The following is a 25525-nucleotide window of genomic DNA, read 5'->3' as shown; positions in this document are numbered from 1 at the left end:
ATTTGTCCCGTACCGATGCCTGACCTGAACCGAGCCGCTTGGCGCCGGTGCCGCCCCCCTTTGCCCTTGGCGCTCCTGTCGCTTGCGCTGCTGCACGCGCAGGGCGCGTGGGCGCAGGACGCGGACCTGGGCGAGCCTCTCGTGCTCAAGCGCTCGCCGCAACTCGCGGAGATCATCCCGGCGCCCCTGCGCGGCCAACTGCCGAGCTTCGTGGACGGCGACAAGATCTCCGGCCGGCCTGACCTCGAGACCGTGGTCGAAGGCAACGCCACCCTGCGCCGCGGCGACCTCTCCCTCAGGGCCGACCGGCTCGAGTATTACCAGCCCGACGATCGCGCCCGCGCCACCGGCAACGTGCGCATCAACCAGGCGGGCAACGTCTACGAGGGCCCCGAGCTCGAGCTCAAGATCGAGACCTTCGAGGGCTTCTTCAACAAGGTCCGCTACCGATTCCTTGCCAGCGGCGGCCGCGGAGATGCCGAACGCATCGACTTCGTCGACAGCAACGTGTCGGTCGCCCGCGTGGCCACCTACACCACCTGCCGGCCCGAGGACTATCCCGGCTGGATGCCGGCCTGGCTCCTGAGCGCCGCCACACTGACGACCGACACGGAGGACAACGTCGGCGTCGCGACCCAGGCGCGCCTGACCTTCATGGGCATCACCACGCCGCCCTTCCCCTCGCTGAGCTTCCCGCTCAGCAACGACCGCAAGAGCGGCATGCTGCCGCCCGTGATCGGCCTCGACAACGTCAACGGCGTCGACATCACGACACCCTATTACTGGAACATCGCGCCGAACCGCGACGCCACGCTGTACCCGACGCTGATGAGCAAGCGCGGCATCAACCTGGGCACCGAGTTCCGCTACCTCGAAGAAAAGTACAGCGGTGAAGTCCGGGCCGACTACATGCCCTACGATCGCCTGCGCGACCGCGACCGCTGGGGCATCTGGACCCATCACTCGCAAACCTTCGACGCCCGGTACTTCGGCCTCGACTCGCTGGTCGGCACGCTGAACATCAACCGCGTCAGCGACAACAACTATTGGCGCGATTTCACCAACACGCCCTCGCTCACGCAGCGCCTGCTGGCCAACGACGGCTCGCTCAACTGGTCCAAGGGCGACTGGAGCGGCACCGCGCGGGCGCTGAGCTACCAGACCCTGCAGTACGCGCCGGCGCCGATCGTGCCGCCCTACGACCGGATGCCGCAGATCACGGCGAACTACAACAAGTTCGACTGGAACGGTTTCGACTTCTCGGTCATCAACGACTACACGCGCTTCGAGGCCAAGAATCCGTTCGTGCAGGGCCAGCCCAACGGCGAACGCGTGTTCTCCCTGGCCTCGCTGAGCCGTCCTTTCCTGACGCCGGGCACCTTCGTGGTCCCGAAGGTGATGCTGAACGCGACGGCCTACCAGTTCGATGGCCCGCTGCTGACCAACGGTGCGACCTCGGCAGACCGCGTGGTGCCGACCTTCAGCCTGGACAGCGGCCTGATCTTCGAGCGCGATGCGAACTATTTCGGCCGTTCCTTCCGCCAGACGCTGGAGCCGCGCGCGTTCTACGTCTACACGCCCTTTCGCAACCAGAACTACCTGCCGGTCTACGACACGGCGCAGAACGACTTCAACTTCGCCACTGTCTATACCGAGAACGCGTTTTCCGGCAATGACCGCATTTCCGACAGCAACCTGCTGACCCTCGGCGTGACCACCCGGCTGATCGACCCCGAAACCGGTGCCGAGGCGGCCCGCTTCGGTGTTGCCCAGCGCCTGCGCTTCGCGGACCAGCTGGTCACGATGCCGGGCGCCTTGCCGGTCACCGACCGGGTGAGCGACCTGCTGCTCGGCGCCCAGATCAACTGGACATCGAAATGGGCCATGGACGGCACCGTCCAGTACAACCCGGACACCCAGACTTCCGCGCGCACCGCGCTGAGCGCGCGCTACAACCCCGGCCCCTATCGCACTGTGAGCGCCGCCTACCGCTACCAGGCTGACACCACGCCCACCTCCAACGACGCCAACCGTGCGCTCGACGTCAGCTGGCAGTGGCCCCTGAACGATCTCTGGGGCGACAAAGGCCAGGATCTGGGCCCCGGGAGGGGTCAAGGCGGCGGTCGCTGGTACGCAGTAGGCCGATTGAACTACAGTCTGGAATCCAGCAAACTGACGGATGGCGTGCTCGGCTTCGAATACGACGGCTGCTGCTGGATCGGGCGCGTGGTGCTGGAACGTGTCACGACCGGACAGGTCACAGCCAATACTCGAATCATGTTCCAGATCGAGCTGGTCGGCTTCGCAAGCATCGGTTCGAGCCCGAGGCGCACGCTGACACAGAACATCCAGCGCTATACGCCGATGCGCCAGCCGAGCATCGGCGCGAGCCGCTTCACCAATTACGACTGAGATCGCGCTTCGCCATGAAACATTTCCGATCCATCCTCACCGTGGCCTGCCTTGCCACCCTCGCCACCGCTGCCGGCGCGCAGGGAGCGGGCATTACCGACATCATGCGGTCCGGACCGCGGCTGGGGCCGGCGCCCACGGAGCCCCGCGCACCGGCGCCTGCCGTGCGCCGCTCGGCCGAATACATCGTCGCGCTGGTCAATTCCGAGCCGGTCACCAACACCGAAGTGCAGTCGCGCGTGCTGCGAGTGCTGAAGGAAAACCCCGAAGCCGAGCGCGTTCCGCGCGCCGAGCTGACGCGGATGGTGCTCGAGCGTCTCATCAACGAGCGGGCCCAACTGCAGATGGGAAAAGAATACGGCATCAAGGTCGATGAACTGGCGGTCGACCAGGCCGAGCAGACCGTGGCCCGACAAAACCAGATCAGCCTCCCCGAACTGCACCGGCGGGTCGCGGCCGAAGGCCTGTCGCGGGAGCAGTTCCGCCGCGACTTGCGCGACCAGCTCATCCTCACGCGGCTGCGCGATCGCGAGATCGAGGCCAAAGCCAAGATCAGCGATGCCGAGGTCGACCAGTTCATCAAGGAACAGCGCGCTGGGGCCAATGCCGCTTTCGCGCCGAACATCAACATCGCCCAGTTGCTGGTCCTGGTGCCCGAAAACGCCAGCGAGGCCGATGTGGCGAAGCTGCAGCAGCGCGCGCAGGGCCTGGCACAACGCGCCCGCGCCGGCGAGGACTTCACCAAGCTGGTGCAGGAGAATTCCGACTCGCCTGACCGCGTCTCCGGCGGCGCCATCGGCATGCGCAGCGCAGACCGATATCCGGGGATCTTCATCGAGGCCACGCAATCGACGCCGATCAACGGCATTGCCGGGCCGATCCGTTCCAGCGCTGGTTTCCACGTGCTCAAGCTGTTGGCCAAGTCCCAGCCTGGCGCCAGCGAAGCGGTCGTCACGCAGACCCAGGTACGCCACATCCTGCTGCGCAACGATCCCAAGCGCAGCACCTCGGAGGCCGTCGCCCAACTGGCCGAGTTCAAGAAGCGCATGCAGGCCGGCACCGCCGATTTCGCCGGCCTGGCGCGCGACAATTCGCAAGATGGCAGCGCCAAGCAGGGCGGTGACCTGGGCTGGGGACGTCCTGGCCAGTTCGTGCCCGAGTTCGAGGAAGCGATGAACCGTTTGGGGCCCGGCGAAATCAGCGATCCGGTGGTCTCGCGCTTCGGCGTTCACCTGATCCAGGTCGTCGCCCGGCGCGATGCCAAGTTGAGCCAGGCCGAGCAGCGCGAAGCCGCCCGCGCCGTGCTGCGCGAGAAGAAGGTCGAGCAGGCCACGGAGACCTGGGCCCAGGAAGTCCGCGCCCGCGCCTACGTCGAGTACCGCGAGCCGCCGCAGACATGACTCGCCCCCAGGTTGGCTCACTTCGTGTAGCCGCCCACCCCCTGCCGGGGGCAACACCAGCGGCCCGGCGAAGCCGGTTCCGCGGTGTTTCACGAGGGGGCCAGCGGCCTGCGGCCGCGGCCGGGGGCGCTGCTTGAAGCACATTGCGCGGAAGCGGTTCGGGCAGCACTTTCTGACCGACGGGGGAATCATTGACGCCATCGTGCGCGAGATCGCGCCGAAGGCGGGAGATGCGATGGTCGAGATCGGGCCGGGGCTGGCGGCGCTGACGCAGCCGCTGGTGGAGCGGCTCGGGCGGCTGACCGTGATCGAGCTCGATCGCGACCTGGCGCAGCGCCTGCGCGGCCATGGGCAGCTGGACGTGATCGAGTCCGATGTCCTCAAGGTGGATTTCGCCACGCTGGCTGCGAAATTCTCGCCGGCGCCACTGCGCGTCGTCGGCAACCTGCCCTACAACATCTCGACCCCGATCCTGTTCCATCTGCTCGGCTTCGCGCACCTGATCGCCGACCAGCACTTCATGCTGCAGAAGGAAGTCATCGACCGCATGGTCGCCCGTCCGGCCACGTCCGACTACAGCCGCCTGAGCGTGATGCTGCAGTGGCGTTACGCCATGGACAACGTGCTGTTCGTGCCGCCCGAGAGCTTTGACCCGCCGCCGCGCGTCGACAGTGCCGTGGTGCGCATGGTGCCCCTGGCCGAGCCGCCCGCAGTGAACGCCGCGCGCCTCGGCGAGATCGTTCAGGTCGCTTTCAGCCAGCGCCGCAAGCTGCTGCGCCACACCCTCGGCAAATGGCTCGACCAGCACGCCTTTGCCGGCACCTTCGACACCCAGCGCCGCGCAGAGGAAGTGCCGGTCGCCGAATTCGTCGCGCTGGCCCAATCCGTCCCCGCATAAAAAAAGCCCGCCGAAGGCTGGGCTTTGTTCGTGAAACACCGCGGAACCGGCTTTGCCGGGCCGCTGGTGTTGCCCCCGGCAGGGGGTGGGCGCCCGGACACGAAGTGCCGGGCAACCTGGGGGCGAGCAACAGTCAGGCTGCTGCCAGCCAGTAGCCCGCGTTGAAGGGGCTGCTCATGCGCAAGGCCAATGGCGACACGTCGACCAGTTTGTCGGTCGGCATCTTTTCTGCTGCCGGGTCGGAATTCGGAAGGTCGATGCCTGGAGCCGGAGCGGCGGCATTGTCCTGCGAAGCCTCATTCGCCCGTTCTGCTTGGCTGGTGTGTGCAGAACGGGCTACAGAAAAGAATAGAAGCACCTGAACGGTATCTTCCGGTCTCCCCAGTAGTCGGAGGCGTCTCGGAAGATGTCGAGCAGTTGCTCGCGTGCTTCCTTGTCGAACTTGGCGTTGGCCGGGATCTGCTCGAGCACGATGACGAAACCCGGCTGCGGGCCCGATTTGTGCAAGGGATCGGTCATGCAGTCGTACAACGCATCGAAATTCTTGCCGAAGTGCTGCGGAAAAGTGAATTGCTGGGCAATCAGATCAAGCACGTCCTGCTTGGTCTGGGCGTTGCCCAGGTTGGCGTAAAGGAAGTGCTGACCGGCCGCATGCGCCGCTTCCTGCAGGTCGTTCACGCGGAAGGCGCGAATCGACTGCACGATGTTGGGTCGCACTGCACGAAGGGATAAGGTCATCTCCGCTGGTCTTTCCATGGTTGTCGTCATCATTTCTTCGGTGCGCCTCACGGCGCCGCTCCAATCCAGTTGCTCGCTCATGGCACGATCCGCCTGAAGCTCGCGTAGTGGTCTGCCGTATACCAGCACACCGATGGCGCCGTGCGCTCGCCTCCACAGACGATGCGCTTGGCACCACGATCACGCGAACCGGGCGTATCGACCGTGTATTCTCGGTAGTGGCCTCGCCGTTCCTGCGGCAGCAGGCGTTCGCGATTGCCGAACACCGTGCCGTCTTTTTCGTGCCGGAAAGGGCCACCGTTCAAAATGGCCCCATAGGTACGCTGGCCCTGAACCGGCAGTTCGGCCAACGCGACCGTTTCCTGCGCCGGGGTGCCGGTGCCGGGGCCGAACCATTCGCGAGCCTGGACTCCCGCCATCAGGGTCGCCAGCAACACGCCAGTGAGCGCTAACTTTGAGACCGGGGACGAGATCGAGGCGTAAGCCGCCATGGGGCACCAGAAGGAAAAGAGCGAGAACCGAACCGGCGGATCAACTTGGGGTTAACCCGCGAATTCAAGGCCGCAAGTGTGCACCAGGGACGCGCAAATAGCAAGCGCCTGCTCAATCTTTGAGCAGGTGAAAGGGGGATGCCGCGCTCTAGAAGTTAGCGATCGCTGTCGCTTTTTTGCTTATCGCTCGGCGTTGGCATCCGCCACGGTCAGCGCTGTCATGTTCACGATGCGGCGCACGGTGGCGCTCGGCGTGAGAATGTGCACAGGTTTGGCCGCTCCGAGCAGCACCGGACCGATCGCGATGTTGCCACCGGCCGCCGTCTTGAGCAGGTTGTAGGAAATATTGGCCGAATCGATGTTCGGGAATACCAGCAGATTGGCATTGCCCGCCAGGGCGCTGTGCGGCATGACGGCAGCGCGCTGCTTGCCGTCGAGCGCCATGTCGCCGTGCATCTCGCCGTCGACTTCCAGCCAGGGTGCCTGAACCCGCAGCAGGTCGAGCGTGCGGCGCATCTTGACCGCGCTGGGCTGGTTGCTGCTGCCGAAGTTGGAGTGCGACAGCAGCGCCGCCTTGGGCTTGAGGCCGAAGCGCATCATTTCCTCGGCCGCCATGGTCGTGATTTCGGTCAGTTCCTCGGGCGTCGGGTCGTAGTTGACGTGCGTGTCGACCAGGAACACCTGACGATCCGGCAGCAGCAGGCCATTCATGCAGGCGTAGATCGGCACATCCTGCGGCGTGCTGGCGCAGCCGCCCGGGCGCCGGCCGATCACCTGGTCGATGTAGTGCAGGTGCAGCGCGGTGGTGCCCCAGGTGCCGCAGATCAGGCCGTCGACGTCGCCCTTGTGCAGCAGCATCGCGCCGATCAGGGTCAGGCGGCGGCGCATCTCGATCTTGGCGGTCTGCACCGTCGTGCCCTTGCGCTCGGTCATGCGGTGGTAGGTCTGCCAGAAATCGCGGTAGCGATGGTCCTGCTCGACATTGACGATGTCGTAGTCGAGTTCTTCCTTCAGGCGCAGGCCGAACTTCTCGATCCGCTGCGCGATGATGGCCGGACGGCCGATCAGCGTGGGCCGCGCGATGCCTTCGTCGACCACGATCTGCGCCGCGCGCAGTACCCGTTCTTCCTCGCCCTCGCTGTACGCGACCCGCTTCTTCGGCGCACGCTTGGCGGCGTCGAAGATCGGTTTCATCATGGTGCCCGAGGTGTAAACGAAGGTCTGCAGCTTGTCGCGGTAGGCGTCGAGGTCGGTGATCGGACGCAGCGCCACGCCGCTTTCGGCCGCAGCCTTCGCGACCGCGGGCGCGATCTTCATCATCAGCCGGGGGTCGAAGGGCTTCGGGATCAGGTACTCGGGCCCGAAGCTCAGCTTCTCGCCTGCGTAGGCGGCCGCAACACGCTCGCTTTGTTCCGCCTGCGCCAGGTCGGCGATCGCGTGCACCGCCGCCACTTCCATCTCATCGGTGATGGTGGTGGCGCCGCAGTCCAGCGCACCGCGAAAGATGTAGGGGAAGCACAGGACGTTGTTGACCTGGTTCGGGTAGTCGGTGCGGCCGGTCGCCATGACGATGTCGTCGCGCACCGCATGCGCGTCTTCCGGCGAAATCTCGGGGCTCGGATTGGCCAGCGCGAAGATCACCGGCTTGGCCGCCATCTTGGCGACCATCGCGGGCTTCAGCACACCGCCGGCCGACAGGCCGAGGAACACGTCCGCGCCCTCGATGATGTCATTGAGCGTGCGCGACTCGGTCTTCTGCATGTACTGGCGCTTGTCGTCGTCCATCAGCTCGGTGCGGCCTTCGTAGACCACGCCGGCCAGGTCGGTCACGTAGACGTTCTCGCGCTTCAGGCCCACCTTGAGCAGCAGGTTCAGGCAGGCCAGCGCCGCAGCGCCCGCGCCCGAGGTCACGAGCTTGACCTGGCCGATGTCCTTGCCGACCACTTTCAGCCCGTTGAGCATCGCGGCTGCCACGGTGATGGCAGTGCCGTGCTGGTCGTCGTGGAAGACCGGGATCTTCATGCGCTTGCGCAGCTCGCGCTCGACGTAGAAGCAGTCGGGGGCCTTGATGTCCTCGAGGTTGATCGCACCGAAGGTCGGCTCGAGGGCGGCGATGACCTCGACCAGCTTGACCGGGTCCTTCTCGTCGATCTCGATGTCGAAGACGTCGACGCCGGCGAACTTCTTGAACAGCACGCCCTTGCCCTCCATCACCGGCTTGGAAGCCAGCGGGCCGATGTCGCCGAGGCCCAGCACCGCGGTGCCGTTGGTGATCACGCCGACCAAGTTGCCGCGCGCCGTGTACTTGAAGGCGTTGACCGGGTCCCTGACGATTTCTTCGCAAGGCGCCGCGACGCCGGGTGAGTAGGCCAGCGCCAGGTCGCGCTGGTTGACCATCTGCTTGGTGGCGGCGATCGAGATCTTGCCCGGAACCGGATGCTCGTGGTACTCGAGCGCGGCGCGGCGCAGCTCGGCGCGCTTGTCTTCGGGCGTAGGGATCTGCGAAGTCGAATCGGACATTGGGCCGTGCCTCCTGTGACGCTTCTTGTAAAGGGCGCCGATTGTAGACCTCGATCTGCATGCTGGCCGGGCGCGGGTCGCCGACCCGGATATTTGGGCGGAAAGTGGCTATTGCTATCTCTTCTACTTAGTCTTCCTATTTAGATTAGTAGTAGTAGTAAGGGGCGCGCTTCGCTGTGGACAGGGTCATTTTTCCCTTTTGCGACAAGGACTTGCCGCAGCCCGCTGGCTGTGTGCAGCCGCGCTTCCGTGCTGTCGCGGCGAGGCGAACAACTTCGGGCGAAGCGACTTGCCTGTGGACAAGTACTGTCTTGTGCCGGAACTGTCCCCAGGGTTGTCCTTGGCGGGCACTGTGGCAATATGCCCGGCTCAGAAGACCCCCGCAACGAGGAGCAACCATGGCGCTGATGGATTTCATCAAGAAGCAGTTCATCGACATCATTCAGTGGACCGAGACCGGCGACGGCACGCTGGCCTGGCGTTTCCCGATGGCGGAGATGGAAATCCAGAACGGCGCGTCGCTGACGGTGCGCGAGTCGCAGGTCGCGGTGTTCGTCAACGAAGGCCAGGTCGCCGACGTGTTCGGCCCGGGCATGTACAAGCTCACGACCCAGACGCTGCCGGTCCTGACCTATCTCAAGAACTGGGACAAGCTCTTCGAGTCGCCATTCAAGAGCGACGTCTACTTCTTCAGCACGCGCCAGCAGGTCGACCAGAAATGGGGAACGCCGCAGCCGATCACGGTGCGCGACAAGGACTTCGGCGCGGTGCGGCTGCGCGCCTTCGGCAACTTCAGCTTCCGCGTCGGCGACGCCAAGCTGTTCCACACCGAGATCTCGGGTACGCGCGACATCTACACGGTGGCCGACCTCGATGGCCAGCTCCGCGGCCTCCTGCTGCAGAACATCAGCAACGCGATCGCGGCCAGCGGCGTTCCTTTTCTCGACCTGGCAGCCAACCAGATCCAGTTCGCCGAGGCGCTGGCCAAGCAGTTGGTGCCCGAGTTCGCCAAGATCGGGATTCAGCTCGAGAACATCACGGTCCAGAACGTCTCGCTGCCGGAAGAGCTGCAGAAGATCCTCGATCAGAAGATTGGCATGGGCATGGTCGGCAACGACATGGGCAAGTTCATGCAATACCAGACCGCGCAGGCGATCCCGAAGTTCGCCGAGGGCGCGGGCGGTGGCGGCGGCATCGCGGGCGATGCCATGGGGCTCGGCGCCGGCGTCGCGCTGGGGCAGGTGCTGGCGCAGAACCTGGCCCAGGGGCTGCAGGCGCAGCCCGCGGCACCGCAGCAGCAGCCCGCGGTCGCGGTGGTGAATCCGGCCGATGTGATGACCACGCTCGAGAAGCTCGGTGAGCTGAAGTCCAAGGGCATCCTCACGCAGGAAGAATTCGACGCCAAGAAGGCGGAGCTGCTGAAAAAACTCGTGTGACGGACCGCGGTAGCCAGCGCTACTACCGCGCGCCCTGTCCCGGCTGCGGCGCGCCGGTCGAATTCCGTTCGGCGCAATCGACGCACGCGGTCTGCCCCTATTGCCAGAGCACCGTGGTGCGCCAAGGCGAGACGCTGGCGCGCACCGGCAAGATGGCCGAGCTGTTCGACGACTTCAGTCCGCTGCAGCTGTTCGCCGCCGGCCGCATCGAGGGCCAGCCTTTCACTTTGGTGGGCCGGCTGCAGTACAGCTACCCGGGCGGCCGCTGGACCGAGTGGATCGCCACGCTCGATGGCGAGCGTACCGGCATCCTGAGCGAGGACAACGGCGCCTTCGTCTTCGCCTTGGCTTTCGAACTGCAGCGCGCGACGCCGCCGGCGGTCGAACAGCGCGTCGGCGCGACCACCGCCTTCAACGGCCAGAACTACACGGTGGCCTCGAACGAGCAGGTGGCGCTGGTCTCGGCGCAAGGCGAGCTGCCGCGGCTGCCCGAACTCGGCCGTCCCTTCGCGGTGGTCGAGCTGCGCAGCGACCAGGGACAGGTGCTCAGCCTCGACTACGACACCGATCCGCCCGGCGCCTACCTCGGCCGCGCGGTGCGGCTCGAGGACCTGCAGCTCACCGGCTTGCGCGACGAATCGGCCAAGGACGAAAAGGGCCGCAGCTTCAACTGCCCGAACTGCGGCTCGCCGGTGACGGTCAACCTGGCCGACAGCAAGAGCATCACCTGTCCGTCCTGCAACGCGATCATCGATCTTTCGCAGGGCATCGGGGGCGAACTTCGGCATGCGGCCCAGAACGAGCCGATCCAGCCGCTGATCGCGCTCGGCAGCATCGGCCAGCTGCAGGGCGTCGACTGGCAGGTGGTCGGCTTCCAGCACCGCATGGGCGTGGCGCCCGGCGACGACGAGCACTTCGGCTGGAGCGAGTACCTGCTCTACAACAAGAAGCGCGGCTTCAGCTTCCTGGTCGATGCCGAAGACGGCTGGAGCATGGTGAAGCCGACCACCGGCGCCCCGAGCATGGCCGAGAGCGGGGCCCGCGCCACGTACCTGGGCAAGGTCTACCTGCAGCAGTACGCCTACAACGCCGAGACCGGCTATGTGGCGGGCGAGTTCTACTGGCAGGTCGAGCGCGGGCAGAAGACCTTCAATCGCGATTTCGCCAACGGCAGCGCACTGCTGTCGATGGAACGCTCGGCCAACGAGCTGACCTGGTCGTCCGGCAACCGGATCGACAGCGCGGCGGTGGCGGCGGCGTTCAAGCTCGATCGCCGGAAGGACATGTTCAAGCGCAACGACGTGCTGCCGGTGAGCGCGGCGTCCAGCCTGGGCTGCGGCACCATCGTGCTGATCGTGGTGGTGATCGTCGTGCTGCTGATCATCCTGAGCACCTGCAGCAGCGGGGGCGGCTCGCGCAGTGCGGGCGGCTCCTATGGCGGCTATTCGAGTGGCGGCGGCCACAAATGAAGTCTTTTTTTGGAGGTTCTCATCATGGGAATTGAATGGTTGAAGCCGGACGTGATCCTTGGGTCGCTGGTTTATGCGGTGATCGGCGTGGCGCTCTTCTGGCTGGCCTTCCGGATCATCGACAAGGTCACGCCCTATGACCTGTGGCAGGAGATCGTCGAGAAGCAGAACATGGCGCTGGGGCTGGTGGTGGCCGCGATGAGCCTGGGCATCTGCATCATCGTCGCCGCGGCCATCCATTGAGCGAAGCGGCCTCGTCCGCGCGCCCGCTCGAGCGCAGCGGCCCGCAACCGGTCGAGATCGCGCTGCTCGCCAGCGTCTTCGTGGTCGCCGCCTGCGGGCTGGTCTATGAGCTCAGCGCAGCGGCGCTGAGTTCCTACCTGCTGGGCGACTCGGTGCTGCAGTTCAGCACGATCATCGGCACCTACCTGTTCGCGATGGGCGTGGGCTCCTGGCTGTCGCGCTACTTCGAGCGCCAGCTGCCGGCGCATTTCCTGCGCATCGAGCTCATGGTGGCGCTGGTCGGCGGTGCGCTGCCGGCACTGCTCTTCATTGCCAATGCCTACGTTCCGGGCGCCTTCCGGTTGCTGCTTTACGGGCTCGTGATGGTGGTCGGCACGCTGGTGGGGCTCGAGATCCCGCTGGTGATGCGGATCCTGCGGCGCAACGTCGCGCTCAAGGACCTGGTGTCGCAGGTGCTGACCTTCGACTACCTGGGCGCGCTCGCCGTCTCGATCGCCTTCCCCCTGCTGCTGGTGCCGCAGCTCGGCATGATTCGCACCGGGCTTCTGTTCGGGTTCATGAATGCGGCGGTCGCGGTCTGGGCGTTGTGGCTGTTCCGGCACGAGCTGCGCCGTGTCGGCATGCATGCGCTGGCCTGCGGGCTGGCGCTGGCCGCGTTGCTGGTGGCCTTCGTGTTCGCCGATCACCTCACGACGCTGGCCGAGGACAAGTTCTACCAGGACCGCATCGTCTTCAGCGAAAGCTCCCCCTACCAGCGCATCGTGGTCACGCGAGGCGCCGCCGGGCACCGGCTGTTCCTGAACGGCAACCTGCAGTTCGCCGAGCGCGACGAGTACCGCTATCACGAGGCGCTGGTGCACCCGGTGATGGCGGCCCACGGCGCGCCGCGCAAGGTGGCAGTGCTCGGTGGCGGCGACGGCATGGCGGTGCGCGAGATCCTCAAGTACCCGTCGGTCGAGAGCGTGACGCTGGTGGAGCTCGACCCGAACATGACCCGGCTCTTCAGCGAGCACGAGACGCTGGCCGCACTGAACGGCCACGCGCTGAATTCCCCGAAGCTGCGCGTGGTCAACACCGATGCCTTCCAGTGGCTGCAGCAGCAGGGCGAGGTCTTCGACGTCATCGTGGTCGACTTTCCGGACCCCACCAATTTCGCGATCGGCAAGCTCTACACAAGCTCCTTCTATGCGCTGCTCGACCAGCGGCTGGCGGCCAGCGGCTATGCCGTTGTCCAGACCACCTCGCCGCTGGTGGCGCGCAAGAGCTTCTGGACCGTGGCAACCACCATCGAATCGGTCGGCCTCACGGCGACGCCCTACCACGCACACGTGCCGAGCTTCGGCGAGTGGGGATACATCATCGCGAGCCGGCGGCCTTTCCGGCTGCCCGATGCGCTGCCCGACGGGCTGCGTTTCCTGTCGGTGCCGACATTGCCGCTGCTGTTCGACTTCCCGCGCGACATGGCGCGGGTGCCGGCCGAGGTGAATCGGCTTTCCAACCAGATCCTGGTGTCCACCTACGAACACGAGTGGGGGAGATGAGCACACCCCCAGGTTGGCTCACTTCGTGTAGCCGCCCACCCCCTTGCAGGGGGCAACACCAGCGGCCCGGCGAAGCCGGTTCCGCGGTATTCCTGGAAAGGATCCATGAGGCGGCGTGAGTTTCTTGGCGCGTCGATGGCCGTGGCGGCCGCGCTGGCAGGGTGCGAGGCCCGACACGACATCGAGGGCGGCTTCACCGGCATCGACGTGGCGCGTGGCCATGCGCTGCGCGACGGCACGCAGCGCGGCGGGGCCGTGCCGGATGTCGCTCGCCGCACGCAGGTCGTGATCGCCGGCGGTGGCGTTGCCGGCCTGGCGGCGGCGCGGGCGTTGCGTCTTTCCGGCATCGAGGATTTCGTGCTGCTGGAACTCGAGGACACGGCCGGCGGCAACAGCCGCGCCGGCGCGGTGCAGGGCATCGCCTGCCCGCTCGGCGCGCACTATCTGCCGCTGCCCGGCGACGAGGCGCACGAGGTGCAGGACCTGCTCGAGGAACTGGGCCTGCGCCGGCGCGTGGCGGGCCGCTGGGAATACGACGAGCGCCAGCTCTGCCACAGTCCGCAGGAGCGCCTGTTCTTCCAGGGCCGCTGGCAGGACGGGCTGTTGCCGGTGCAGGGGGTGGGCAACGCCACGCTGGCCCAGTACCGGCGCTTTTCGCAACGCGTGGATGCCTTGCGGCACGATGCGCGGTTCTCGATCCCGACGCTGCGCGCGGTGCCCGCGCCAGCCCTGCTGGCCCTCGATGCGCTGTCCTTCGAGGCCTGGCTCGACCGTGAGGGCCTTGGCGACGCCCACCTGCGCTGGTATCTCGACTACTGCTGTCGCGACGACTACGGTGCCGGCCTGGCCCATGTCTCGGCCTGGGCCGGCATCCACTATTTCGCCAGCCGGCACGGCTTCCATGCGCCCGGCGAGGACGACGGCGAACGCGAGGCGGTGCTGACCTGGCCCGAGGGCAACGCCTGGCTGACCCAGCGGCTGGCGCAGCCCCTCGGCGATCGGCTGCGGACCGGCCAGGCCGTCACGCGGATCGCCGACGCGCGCAGCGGCGTGGAGATCGATGCGATCGACGTCGCCACCGGCTCGCGGGTGCGCTGGCAGGCCGAACGGTGCATCGTCGCGCTGCCGATGTTCATTGCGGCGCGCGTGATCGAGGCCCCGCCCGAGCGGTTGCGCCAAGCCGCCGCGTCGATGCGCTACGCGCCCTGGCTGGTCGCCAATGTCCATGTGAAGGCCCCACTGGCCGACCGGCCTGGTGCGGCCCCGGGTTGGGACAACGTGGTCTATGGCACCCGCGGCCTCGGCTACGTCGACGCGCGGCATCAGACCCTGGACCCGACGCCGCGCGCCACGGTCCTGACCTGGTACCGGCCGCTGGGGCCCAGCACCTGGGACGGCACCGATGGCCGCCGCCAGTTGCTGGCCCGGCCCTGGGCCGGCTGGCGCGACGATCTGCTGGCGGAGCTTTCGGCGCCTCACCCCGACCTCGCCGGGCTGGCGACCCGGATCGACATCACGCGCTACGGCCATGCGATGGCGATCCCCGCGCCCGGCCAACTGGCGAAGCTCGGTGCCCGGGACCGCATCGTCGCCGGGCGCCTGGCTTTCGCCCACGGCGACTGGTCCGGCTATTCGATCTTCGAGGAGGCCTTCACGCGCGGGCACCTGGCGGCGGCAGCGGCCTGAACGTCCTGCTTCGGCCCGGCGCCCGCATCAGTCGCGCATCAGCGCTTCGATCTCGTCGGCCTTGACGGGCACGCCGCGCGAGATCAGCTCGCACCCGGTCTCGGTGACGATGGCGTCGTCTTCGATGCGGATGCCGATGTTGTGGAACTGTTCCGGCACGCCCTGGGCCGCCCGCACGTAGATGCCGGGCTCGATGGTCAGCACCATCCCCGGATGCAGGATCCGGCTGGGCCGGTTCTGGATCAGTTCGTTGGACAGCGGGTCCCTGCGCTCGCTCACTTCGCCGAGCTGCGTGGGCTCGATGTAGCTGCCGCAATCGTGTACGTCCATGCCGAGCCAGTGGCCGGTGCGGTGCATATAGAAAGGGAAGTAGGCGCGCTTCTCGATCACGTCGTCGACACCGCCGACCTTGTTGGCGTCGAGCAGCCCCAGGTCCAGCATGCCCTGCGACAGCACCCTCACGGTGGCGTCGTGCGGATCGGTGAAGCGCTGTCCCGCCCGGGTCGCCGCCACGGCGGCGTCCTGACTGGCCAGCACCAGGTCGTACAGGGCGCGCTGCGGGCCGGTGAACCTGCCGTTGGCCGGAAAGGTGCGGGTGATATCGCTGGCATAGCCGTCCAGCTCGCAGCCGGCGTCGATCAGTACCAGTTCGCCGTCGCGCACCGGCGCCGTATCGGCGCGATAGTGCAGCACGCAGGCATTGGCGCCCGCCGCGACGATCGAGCCGTAGGCCGGGTACTGCGAGCCGCCGAGGCGGAATTCATGCAGCAGCTCGGCATCGAGGTGGTACTCGCGCACTTCCCGGCCTTCGCGCAGCATGCGCGCCGACAACTGCATCGCGCGGACATGGGCTCTGGCGCTGATTTGGGCCGCGCGGCGCATGGTGTCCTGCTCGGCGGCATCCTTCACCAGCCGCATTTCGTCCAGCGGGCCGCACAGGTCGCGCTGCGCTTCGGGGCACAGCGCGCCGTAGCGCACGCGCCCGCGCACGGCGGAGAGCCAGCCGTCGACCCGTGTCTCCAGGCCCTTGTGGGTCGCGAACGGATACCAGACGACGCTCTTGTTCTCGAGCAGGCGGGGCAGCCGGGTATCGAGCTCCTCGATCGAGAAGGCCTCGTCCACGCCCAGCGCCGCCGGCGCAGCCTCCGGGCCCAGCCGGTAGCCGTCCCAGATCTCGCGCTCCAGGTCCTTGGGGGCACAGAACAGCGTCGATCGCCCGTCGCCGGAGAGCACCAGCCAGGCATTCGGCTCGGTGAAGCCCGTCAGGTAATAGAAGTAGCTGTCGTGCCGGTACAGGAAGTCGCTGTCGCGATTGCGCTGCCGCTCCGGTGCCGTCGGGATGATGGCAATGCCGCCCTTTTCAATATGAGAAGAAAGTTGTGATCGGCGGGAGGCTTGATAAGTTGCGGTCATAAGGTCACTATGCGCTACGGATGTAACACCGCCAGGGAGCGGGCGAAAAACATCAGGAAAGGATTTGAAAGAACGGTTGCCCAGTCGGACCTCTCCCACGTACAAACCCCCAACTCGTTATTTTGGAGGTGTTTTGTTGAAAGTTCTACACAAGAGCACGATTTTGCTCGCAGTAGCCGCAGCCGTGCTGGCGGGCTGTGGTGGTGGTGGCGGGGGTGGAGGCGGCGGAGGGCTCGCTGCTCTTGGTACCGGAACCGGAACCGGGACCGGGACCGCGGCAGCAGGTTCGACGGCGCAAGCGGCGACCACCACCGGCAGCGGCAGTGCTCTCGCAGCGGGCTCGGCATTACCCGAAGACATCGTCGACGGCTCGCAGGCGATCTCGGCCTCTGCCTATCGCGACATGGCGGCCAAAATGGGCAAGGACGCCGGCCTGGCCTATCGCTACGGTCCGGATGCCGCGTCCTACGCAGTGGGCAACGCGGGCATTCCGACGCTGGTTGCGAAAGACGCGGCCAATCCGCTCGACATCCCGGGTCGCGGCGCTTTGGCGGGCACCTGGCAGATCGCCGGTCCGCCGCAATCCGACGCCGGCCTCTATTCCACGAACTGGGCCAACCTGGCGTACGTCGCGGATGACTCGACGCAACGCATGGGGGCCACCGACATTCAGGTGTCGGGCTACCAGTACAACGTCTTCGCGCAGACGCCCCAGATCAGCTGGACGATCGGCGGCGCGGCGGGTGGCAACCTCGACAGCATCAATGCGAAGGCCTACAAGGCCGCCGGCCTCGTCAACGGGGATCCGGTGGCGGTGGGCCGGTGCAGCGGGCGTTCGGGCTTCTGCAACCAGAGCCTGGTGGTCTACCAGAATGGCCTGATCGGCACCACCGGCTCCAACACCTCGAGCACCCAGACGACGGTGAAACTGCCGGCCAACAAGGTACCGACCGGCATCGCGGTGACCAACAACAGCGAATTCGCGCTGGTCACGGTCTGGGACACGACCGCCCTCAAGGGCCAGGTCGCGGTGGTTGCGCTGGCCGGCCTGTGCAACAACTGCGATCCCTACAAGAAGACTGACATCGACTACTGGAACGAGTGGGCTGCACCGTACCCCGGTCTGATGAATGTGGGGGTCATCGCCTTCATGAAGATCCTGGGCTATGTCGACCTGCCGGGCATGACGGCGCCGACCGAGATCTCGGTCACCACGGGCATGGACCAGTGGGGCGCCCTGCTCCCCGACGGCGTCTTCCTGGGCTACAGGACGCCGCTGACCAGCCAGACCAACCGCCAGAGCTTCCTGAGCGGCGGCAGCAACTACGGCCGGTACCCCAAGAGCGGCGTGGCGGTGGTGATCTCCAAGTCGGAGCAGAAGGYGGCCTTCATCGACCTGAAGCCGTTGTTCACCTACGTCAACARCGTCTACTTCGGGGGCGACCTGGCGACCTTCACGTCGAGGATGGCGAGCCTCGGGCAGGCCGACAACCAGTGGCCCTACACCTTCRCKCAGSARMCTTCGCAGRTKCCGACGGTGGCGAAGACGGTGTCGCTGTCGGGCCGGCCCACGGCGGTGAAGACCAGCCTCTACGGCAGTGCGAYGCGCGCCTGGRTCGCGACGCAGGACGGCACGATGCACATCTACAGCCTCGACGGCTATGCCTCGGGCGGTGCGGCCCCGGCGCCCTCGCCGAATGCCTTCACGGAGGTTGGCACGGTCACSGGCCTCGGGCGCAATCCGACCTCGATCGCGACGTCCAAGGCGGAGCCGACCAACACCAGCAGCAGCARCATCGATCCGCTGTCGCAGCAGGTGCTGGTGAGTTCGCGCGGCGACCGCAAGATCTCGTGGGTGCGCTTTGCGTCCAACGGCAACAGCGGCAGCATCGTGCGCACCTTGCAGGACACGCGCATGATCGATCCGATCTCGATCGAGGACGCGGACAACTTCGCCAACTCGAACAACATCGTGAGCGTGGCCGACTACGCCGGCAAGGCCATCAGGAACTACCGCTACGGACCGGTGATCTTCATCGACGGCAAGGCCTGCCCGGCGCCCAACGGGTGCCCCGTGACGCCCACGGGCTCCATCGGCATCGAGTACGGTGGCGCCATGGCCCTGCCCGGCAAGCCGTTCCACCTCAAGACGGCCAACGTGCCCTGATCCCGTAGAAAGGCCGGCATGACGCCGGCATCCACGGAACGGCCCGCTTCACGCGGGCCGTTTTTTTTTGTCCGCCCGGCACGAGCGACCCCGATTCATCAAGCCGCGCCGGAACGCCCCGGGTGCCCGGGCGCCGGCATGGCCATCGGGGCTGACTTAAAATCCGTTCCCCCCTGGTTCATGGGCGCGCAGCGCCCGACCGAGGCCACTCCCCGATGAATGCTCCGACCGCGTTGACGGCGTTGTTGTCGCAGGCCGCAGAGCCTGCGCGACTGCGTGAGATCCCCTATAACTACACCAGCTTTTCCGATCGCGAGATCGTGATCCGCCTTCTGGGCGGGCGCGGCTGGGAACTGCTGCAGACCCTTCGCTCGGAGCGCCGCACCGGTCGATCGGCCCGCATGCTCTACGAAGTCCTGGGCGACATCTGGGTGGTGCAGCGCAACCCCTACCTGGTCGATGACCTGCTGGACAACCCGCGTCGCCGCGGCCAGCTGGTCGAGGCGCTCAACCACCGACTGGGCGAGGTGCAGAAGCGCCGCACGCCCGACACCGATGCCCAGCGCGATGCGTCCGTCGGCGAGCTGACCGGCCTGGTGGCGCAGGCAGTCACGGCCTTCGACGGCATGTTCCGCGAGGTCGCGGCCCTGCGGCGCAAGGCCACGCGGGCGCTGCGCCGGCTCACCGCCAAGGACAACATCAAGTTCGACGGCCTGTCGCGCGTGTCGCATGTGACCGACGCCACCGACTGGCGGGTCGAGTACCCCTTCGTGGTGCTGACGCCCGACACCGAGGCCGAGATGGCCGGACTGGTCAAGGGCTGCATCGAGCTCGGCCTCACCATCGTTCCGCGCGGCGGCGGCACCGGCTACACCGGCGGCGCGATCCCGCTGACCTGGAACAGCGCGGTCATCAACACCGAGAAGCTCGAGGCCATGACCGAGGTCGAGTTGCGCGAGCTGCCCGGTCTCGAAGCGCCGGTGCCGACGATCTGGACCGAGGCCGGGGTGGTCACCCAGCGGGTCGCGGATGCGGCCGAGCGCGCGGGCTTCGTGTTCGCGGTCGATCCGACTTCGGCCGAGGCCTCCTGCGTGGGCGGCAACGTGGCGATGAACGCGGGCGGCAAGAAGGCCGTGCTGTGGGGCACGGCACTCGACAACCTGGCCTCGTGGCGGATGGTGACGCCGGACGCCGAGTGGCTGGAGGTCACCCGGGTCGGCCACAACCTCGGCAAGATCCACGACGCCGAGAGCGCGCTGTTCGAGCTCCAGTACTTCGCCGCCGACGGCAAGACCCCGCTGCGCGCCGAGCGGCTCGAGATTCCGGGCCGCACCTTCCGCAAGGAAGGCCTCGGCAAGGACGTCACCGACAAGTTCCTGTCGGGCCTGCCCGGCATCCAGAAGGAAGGCTGCGACGGCCTGATCACCAGCTGCCGCTGGATCGTGCATCGCATGCCGGCCCACACCCGCACGGTCTGCCTCGAGTTCTTCGGCAACGCGAAGGACGCCGTGCCGAGCATCGTCGAGATCAAGGACTTCATGTTCGCCGAGCAGAAGCGCTCGGGGGTGCTGCTGGCCGGGCTGGAGCACCTGGACGACCGCTATCTCAAGGCCGTCGGCTATGCGACCAAGTCGAAGCGCCATGGCGGATTGCCGAAGATGGCGCTGTTCGGCGACATCGCCGGCGACGACGCCGACACGGTGGCGCGCGTGACCTCCGAAGTGGTGCGCATCGCCAATTCGCGCAGCGGCGAGGGCTTCATCGCGATCAGTCCCGAGGCACGCAAGAAGTTCTGGCTCGACCGCAAGCGCACCGCCGCCATCAGCCGGCACACCAACGCCTTCAAGATCAACGAGGACGTGGTCATTCCGCTGCCGCGGATGGCCGAATACACCGACGGCATCGAGCGCGTCAACATCGAGCTGTCGCTGCAGAACAAGATCGCGCTGGCCGATGCGCTGGAAAACTTCCTGGCGCGGGGCAACCTGCCGCTGGGAAAGCGCGAGGACGCCAACGACATCCCGGCAGCCGAGCTGCTGGAAGACCGCGTGGCCCAGGCGGTGGCGCTGGTGGGCGAGGTCAGGGCCCTGTGGCAGGGCTGGCTCGACCAGGTCGGGACGCTGTTCCCGCAACTGCAGGACCATTCGTTGCGCGCCAGCTGGAAGACGCAGCTGCGCGCGCCCTTGGCGGAGATCTTCACCGGCGCCGAGTTCGCGCCGATCCTCGCCGAGTGCAGCGAGATCCACCGGAGCGTCCTCAAGGGCCGCGTCTGGATCGCGCTCCACATGCACGCCGGCGACGGCAACGTCCACACCAACATCCCGGTCAACAGCGACAACTACGAGATGCTGCAGACCGCCCATGCGGCCGTCGTGCGCATCATGGCGCTGGCGCGCAGCCTCGACGGCGTGATCTCGGGCGAACACGGCATCGGCATCACCAAGCTCGAGTTCCTGAGCGATGAGGAGCTGCAGCCCTTCACCGACTACAAGAAGAAGGTCGACCCCGAAGGCCGCTTCAACAAGGGCAAGCTGTTGCGCAGCGGGGAGCACCAGGCGGCCGACGGGAGCGCGCTGCACTCCGACCTGACCAATGCCTACACGCCGAGCTTCGGCCTGATGGGGCACGAGTCGATCATCATGCAGCAGAGCGACATCGGCGCCATCGCCGACAGCGTCAAGGACTGCCTGCGCTGCGGCAAGTGCAAGCCGGTGTGCGCCACCCACGTGCCGCGCGCCAATCTGCTCTATTCGCCGCGCAACAAGATCCTCGCGACCTCGCTGCTGGTGGAAGCTTTCCTGTACGAGGAGCAGACCCGGCGCGGCGTCAGCATCAAGCACTGGGAAGAGTTCGAGGACGTGGCCGACCACTGCACCGTGTGCCACAAGTGCCTCACGCCGTGCCCGGTCAACATCGATTTCGGCGACGTCTCGATGAACATGCGCAACCTGCTGCGCAAGATGGGCCAGAAGTCCTTCCGGCCGGGCAACGCGGCCGCGATGTTCTTCCTCAATGCGACCAATCCGCAGACCATCAAGATGATGCGCACCGGCATGGTCGACATCGGCTTCAAGGTCCAGCGCCTGGCCAATGACCTGCTGCGTGGCCTGGCCAGGAAGCAGACCGCCGCGCCGCCCGCCACGCTCGGTCCGGCGCCGATGAAGGAGCAGGTCATCCACTTCATCAACAAGAAGATGCCCGGTGGATTGCCCAAGAAGACCGCGCGCGCGCTGCTCGACATCGAGGATGCCGACTACGTGCCGATCATCCGCAACCCCGAGGCGACCACGCCGGAGACCGAGGCGGTGTTCTATTTCCCCGGCTGCGGCTCGGAGCGGCTGTTCTCGCAGGTGGGCCTCGCCACGCAGGCGATGCTGTGGCATGCGGGCGTGCAGACGGTGTTGCCGCCAGGCTATCTCTGCTGCGGCTACCCGCAGCGCGGCAGCGGCCAGTTCGACAAGGCCGAAAAGATGATCACCGACAACCGGGTGCTCTTCCACCGCGTCGCCAACACGCTCAACTACCTCGACATCAAGACCGTGGTGGTGAGCTGCGGCACCTGCTACGACCAGTTGCAGGGCTACCAGTTCGACAAGATCTTCCCGGGCTGCCGGATCATCGACATCCACGAATACTTGCTCGAGAAGGGCATCACGCTGGCGGACTCGGCGGGTGCGGGCGGTGGAGGCTACCTCTACCACGACCCCTGCCACACGCCCATGAAGCTGCAGGATCCCATGAAGACCGTGAAGGCACTGGTCGGTGACAACGTGCTCAAGAACGACCGCTGCTGCGGCGAATCCGGCACCTTGGGCGTGACCCGTCCGGACATCTCGACCCAGATCCGCTTCCGCAAGGAAGAGGAGCTGAAGAAGGGCGAGGCGGCGCTGCGCGATGCGGGCAAGGTCGCGCCCGGCGCCAACGTCAAGATCCTCACCAGCTGCCCGAGCTGCCTGCAGGGCCTGAGCCGCTACGGCAACGACCTGAACAACGGCCTGCTCGAAGCCGACTACATCGTGGTCGAGATGGCCAACAAGATCCTCGGCGAGGACTGGATGCCCGCGTACGTGGCCGCCGCCAACCACGGCGGCATCGAACGCGTGCTGGTATGACGCCGAAACACGTGGCGGGCTGTCCGCTGTGCGACGAGCCCGGCGGGCGCCTGGTCTTCCAGGCCGCCAGGCTGCGCGTCATCCATGCGTCCGAAGCGGGCTTCCCGGCCTTCTACCGCGTCGTCTGGACCGACCATGTGGCCGAGTGGTCCGACCTGGCTCCGGCGGACCGCGCCCTGTGCATGGAGGCCGTGGCCGTGGTGGAGCAGTGCCTGCGCGACGTCCTGGCGCCGGTCAAGATCAATCTTGCTGCCCTCGGCAACATGGTCCCGCACCTGCACTGGCACGTGATCGCACGCTTCGACTGGGACAGCCGCTTTCCCTCGCCTGTGTGGGCCGCGCCGCAGCGCGCGTGCGACCCGCAGCGCGAACGGGAGATCGAGATTCAACGGCCGGCGCTGGAACGCGAGATGATCCAGCGTCTGGCGACAAGGAGTTTCTGATGGCAGGTTTGCAGGCGGGCGCACCGACGCCCCAGTCGATCACGGTGCACGGCCAGTCGCGCGTGCTGGAGGTGGGGTTTTCCGACGGCGCGACCTTCCGCATCCCGTTCGAGCTCATGCGCATCTATTCACCCTCGGCGGAGGTGCAGGGCCACGGGCCCGGCCAGGAGGTGCTGCAGACCGGCAAGCGCGAGGTCGACCTGGTCGACCTGCAGCCGGTCGGCAACTATGCGGTGCAGCCGACCTTCAGCGACGGCCATGACACCGGTATTTTCTCGTGGGATCTGCTCTACGACCTCGGCGCGCGCGAGGCCGAGCTGTGGGCCGAGTACGAGCGGCGCCTGGCCGCCGCGGGCGTCGACCGTGACGCGCCGATGGCCGACAAGGCGGCCGCGTCGGGCCACGGCGGACACGCCTGCGGCAGCCATTGAGCACGGAAAGTCCGGTGCCCCTGCGGGTTATCCGGCTTGATGTGAACGCTTCCGGCCTAACATCGGGTGCATGAGCACCACCCATTTCGGATTCGAATCGGTCGACGAAAGCGACAAGGCGAAGCGCGTGCGCGGCGTCTTCGATTCGGTCGCCTCGCGCTACGACCTCATGAACGACCTCATGTCGATGGGACTGCACCGCGCCTGGAAGGCCTACACGGTGATGGTCGCCAACGTCGGCGAAGGCTCCAAGGTGCTGGACATCGCCGGCGGCACCGGTGACCTTGCACTCGCTTTCGCCAAGAAGGTGGGGGCCAGCGGCGAGGTGGTCCACACCGACATCAACGAGGCCATGCTGCGCACCGGCCGCGATCGCCTGCTCGATGCCGGGGTCGCCTTGCCCACGCTGGTCTGCGATGCCGAGAAGCTGCCGTTTCCAGACAACCACTTCGATGTCGTGACCGTCGCCTTCGGCTTGCGCAACATGACCCACAAGGATGTTGCGCTGAAGGAAATGAACCGCGTGCTGAAGCCGCGCGGCAAGCTGCTGGTGCTGGAGTTTTCCAAGGTCGCCAAACCGCTGCGCAAGGCCTACGACTGGTATTCGTTCAGCGTGCTGCCGCGCTTGGGCAAGGTGGTGGCCGGCGACGACGCCAGCTACCGCTACCTGGCCGAATCGATCCGCATGCATCCGGCCCAGGAAGACCTCAAGACCCTCATGAAGGAGGGCGGTTTCGGTCATGTGGACTATCACAATTTGACGGGCGGCGTGGTTGCCCTGCATGTTGGAATCAAGTGTTGAAGCTGTTTTTCGCCGAATTGGAGACGTCATGAAGAAAATTGGGTCCTTGTTGCTGGTGTTTGCGTTGGCCGTTGTGAGCATCGACGCCAGTGCCGCCCGCATGGGTGGCGGCAGGTCGGTCGGCAAGCAGTCCGGCAACGTGACGCAGCGTGAGGCCACGCCGTCCGCCACGCCGGCGGCACCGGCACAAAACGTGAATAGCACCGCCGCCAAGCCGGCCGCGGCGGCCCCTGCCGCAGCGGCGCCCAAGAAGCCCTGGGCCGGGATGCTCGGCGGCCTGGCCGCTGGCCTCGGCCTGGCCTGGCTCGCGCATTCGCTCGGCCTCGGCGCCGCCTTCGGGAACATCCTGCTGATCGGCCTGCTGGTGCTGGCGGCAGTGGTCGTGTGGCGGATCTTCGCGGCCCGCTCGCGTGCGGCCGCCTCGCCGCGCGCCGGCGGTTTCGCCTTCCAGGGCGCAGGCAGTCCGGCGGATGCCACGGCACCGCCCCAGTACAGCCCCCGGAATGTCGGCAACGACGCCTCGGCGCGCCCCTGGGAGAACAATGCCACGGCTTTCGACGCCAGCGCTTCGCAGCAGCCCGAGCATCCGGCGGATCGCACCAGCGGTTCGTCGATGGCCGGCGCGGCCGCCGCGGGCGGCAGCATGATCGGGTCGGCCCTGGCGGGCTCCCAGTCGTGGGGCATTCCCGCCGGCTTCGATGCCGACGGCTTCCTCACCGCGGCGAAGCGCAACTTCGTGACCCTGCAGGACGCCTGGGATCGCGCCGACATCGGCACCCTGCGCTCCATGATGACCGATGGCATGGTGGGTGAGATCCGCCAGCAACTGGCCGAGCGCGAGACCCACACCGGCGGCCAGGCGAACAAGACCGAGGTCGTGATGCTCGACGCCAAGCTGCTCGGCATCGAGGAACTGCCCGACGCCTACCTGGCGAGCGTGGAGTTCTCCGGCATGATCCGCGAGGACGTGTCGGCCGGCCCGAGCCCGTTCCGCGAGGTCTGGAACATGACCAAGGACACCAAGGGCGGCAGCGGCTGGCTGGTGGCCGGGGTGCAGGCGTTGCAGTAGGCTCCCCCCAGGTTGCCCGGCACTTCGTGTCCGGGCGCCCACCCCCCCTCCGGGGGCAACACCGGCGGCCTGGCAAAGCCAGTTCCGCGGTGTTTCACCAACGGGCCTGGCTTCGCCGGCCAAAGCAATCGGCGCTGTGGTTTTTCGACGGCTGCGCGCAGCGCGCCCGTTCGCGGGCAGCCGCGGAACCGGCTTCGCCGGGCCGCTGGCTGCGCCCCCGGTAGGGGGTGGGCGCCCGGACACGAAGTGCCGGG

General features: G+C 66.8%; 18 protein-coding genes. 14 read left to right on the top strand and 4 right to left on the bottom strand.

Translation table 11 applies throughout. The features are described 5' to 3' along the window. Positions 1-15: 15 nt before the first annotated feature. From AC1D2O_RS18395 to rsmA, 3 genes are all read left to right on the top strand, one after another. The gene (locus AC1D2O_RS18395) at positions 16-2412 is read left to right on the top strand and encodes an LPS-assembly protein LptD (RefSeq protein ID WP_478157673.1); all 2397 of its coding nucleotides are present in this window, start codon (positions 16-18) and stop codon (positions 2410-2412) included. Positions 2413-2426: 14 nt separating this feature from the next. Beyond that, positions 2427-3812 (top strand): peptidylprolyl isomerase, encoded by a 1386-nt coding sequence (locus AC1D2O_RS18390; RefSeq protein ID WP_478091749.1) that lies wholly within the window; start codon positions 2427-2429, stop codon positions 3810-3812. Positions 3813-3945: 133 nt separating this feature from the next. After that, positions 3946-4710 carry a 16S rRNA (adenine(1518)-N(6)/adenine(1519)-N(6))-dimethyltransferase RsmA gene (rsmA, locus tag AC1D2O_RS18385; protein ID WP_478095109.1) on the top strand — a complete coding sequence of 255 codons (765 nt, stop codon included), beginning with the start codon at positions 3946-3948 and terminating at the stop codon, positions 4708-4710. A gap of 336 nt (positions 4711-5046) precedes the next feature. Here the strand turns inward: rsmA and AC1D2O_RS18380 are convergent, their stop codons facing one another. From AC1D2O_RS18380 to AC1D2O_RS18370, 3 genes are all read right to left on the bottom strand, one after another. Beyond that, entirely contained in the window at positions 5047-5478 is a 432-nt protein-coding gene (locus AC1D2O_RS18380; RefSeq protein ID WP_286570543.1) for a barstar family protein, read from the bottom strand. A gap of 47 nt (positions 5479-5525) precedes the next feature. After that, positions 5526-5939, bottom strand: a complete 414-nt coding sequence (locus AC1D2O_RS18375) for a guanyl-specific ribonuclease (RefSeq protein WP_478090806.1) — start codon at positions 5937-5939, stop codon at positions 5526-5528. A gap of 180 nt (positions 5940-6119) precedes the next feature. Next, positions 6120-8459, bottom strand: a complete 2340-nt coding sequence (locus tag AC1D2O_RS18370) for an NADP-dependent malic enzyme (RefSeq protein ID WP_478157672.1) — start codon at positions 8457-8459, stop codon at positions 6120-6122. 398 nt (positions 8460-8857) lie between these two features. On the opposite strand from AC1D2O_RS18370, the gene AC1D2O_RS18365 reads away from it, so the two are divergent. From AC1D2O_RS18365 to AC1D2O_RS18345, 5 genes are all read left to right on the top strand, one after another. After that, a complete protein-coding gene (locus AC1D2O_RS18365; protein WP_478090804.1) occupies positions 8858-9895 on the top strand; it encodes an SPFH domain-containing protein in 1038 nt (345 codons plus the stop codon). Beyond that, positions 9892-11364 (top strand): DUF4178 domain-containing protein, encoded by a 1473-nt coding sequence (locus AC1D2O_RS18360; RefSeq protein WP_478090803.1) that lies wholly within the window; start codon positions 9892-9894, stop codon positions 11362-11364. Before AC1D2O_RS18365 ends, AC1D2O_RS18360 begins: the two co-directional genes overlap by 4 nt. Before the next feature lie 24 nt (positions 11365-11388). Beyond that, the gene (locus AC1D2O_RS18355) at positions 11389-11607 is read left to right on the top strand and encodes a DUF350 domain-containing protein (RefSeq protein ID WP_478090802.1); all 219 of its coding nucleotides are present in this window, start codon (positions 11389-11391) and stop codon (positions 11605-11607) included. After that, positions 11604-13148 (top strand): polyamine aminopropyltransferase, encoded by a 1545-nt coding sequence (locus AC1D2O_RS18350; protein ID WP_478090801.1) that lies wholly within the window; start codon positions 11604-11606, stop codon positions 13146-13148. The genes AC1D2O_RS18355 and AC1D2O_RS18350 overlap by 4 nt, the downstream gene beginning before the upstream one ends. Before the next feature lie 105 nt (positions 13149-13253). Beyond that, on the top strand, positions 13254-14834 hold the full coding sequence (locus AC1D2O_RS18345; protein ID WP_478157671.1) for an FAD-dependent oxidoreductase: 1581 nt from the start codon (positions 13254-13256) through the stop codon (positions 14832-14834). A gap of 27 nt (positions 14835-14861) precedes the next feature. Here the strand turns inward: AC1D2O_RS18345 and AC1D2O_RS18340 are convergent, their stop codons facing one another. Continuing rightward, positions 14862-16247 (bottom strand): aminopeptidase P N-terminal domain-containing protein, encoded by a 1386-nt coding sequence (locus AC1D2O_RS18340; protein ID WP_478093664.1) that lies wholly within the window; start codon positions 16245-16247, stop codon positions 14862-14864. A 403-nt stretch (positions 16248-16650) separates the two neighbouring features. Here AC1D2O_RS18340 and AC1D2O_RS18335 point away from each other — a divergent pair, with 403 nt between their 5' ends. The 6 genes from AC1D2O_RS18335 to AC1D2O_RS18310 all read left to right on the top strand — a co-directional run bounded on the left by AC1D2O_RS18335 (position 16651) and on the right by AC1D2O_RS18310 (position 25271). Beyond that, a complete protein-coding gene (locus tag AC1D2O_RS18335; RefSeq protein ID WP_478157670.1) occupies positions 16651-18414 on the top strand; it encodes a hypothetical protein in 1764 nt (587 codons plus the stop codon). Positions 18415-18629: 215 nt separating this feature from the next. After that, a complete protein-coding gene (locus AC1D2O_RS18330; RefSeq protein WP_478157669.1) occupies positions 18630-22526 on the top strand; it encodes a DUF3683 domain-containing protein in 3897 nt (1298 codons plus the stop codon). Further along, a complete protein-coding gene (locus AC1D2O_RS18325) occupies positions 22523-22969 on the top strand; it encodes an HIT family protein (RefSeq protein WP_478157668.1) in 447 nt (148 codons plus the stop codon). Before AC1D2O_RS18330 ends, AC1D2O_RS18325 begins: the two co-directional genes overlap by 4 nt. Continuing rightward, positions 22969-23400, top strand: a complete 432-nt coding sequence (locus AC1D2O_RS18320) for a gamma-butyrobetaine hydroxylase family protein (protein ID WP_478094738.1) — start codon at positions 22969-22971, stop codon at positions 23398-23400. Before AC1D2O_RS18325 ends, AC1D2O_RS18320 begins: the two co-directional genes overlap by 1 nt. 70 nt (positions 23401-23470) lie before the next feature. After that, positions 23471-24202, top strand: a complete 732-nt coding sequence (gene ubiE / locus AC1D2O_RS18315) for a bifunctional demethylmenaquinone methyltransferase/2-methoxy-6-polyprenyl-1,4-benzoquinol methylase UbiE (RefSeq protein ID WP_478094740.1) — start codon at positions 23471-23473, stop codon at positions 24200-24202. 28 nt (positions 24203-24230) lie between these two features. Continuing rightward, the gene (locus AC1D2O_RS18310) at positions 24231-25271 is read left to right on the top strand and encodes a Tim44 domain-containing protein (RefSeq protein ID WP_478157667.1); all 1041 of its coding nucleotides are present in this window, start codon (positions 24231-24233) and stop codon (positions 25269-25271) included. The last annotated feature ends 254 nt before the right edge of the window (positions 25272-25525 follow it).

This window comes from Variovorax sp. P1_G12 (assembly GCF_056405555.1).
The sequence above is the reverse complement of the archived record's forward strand: the minus strand, read 5'-3'. Positions and strand labels throughout refer to the sequence as shown.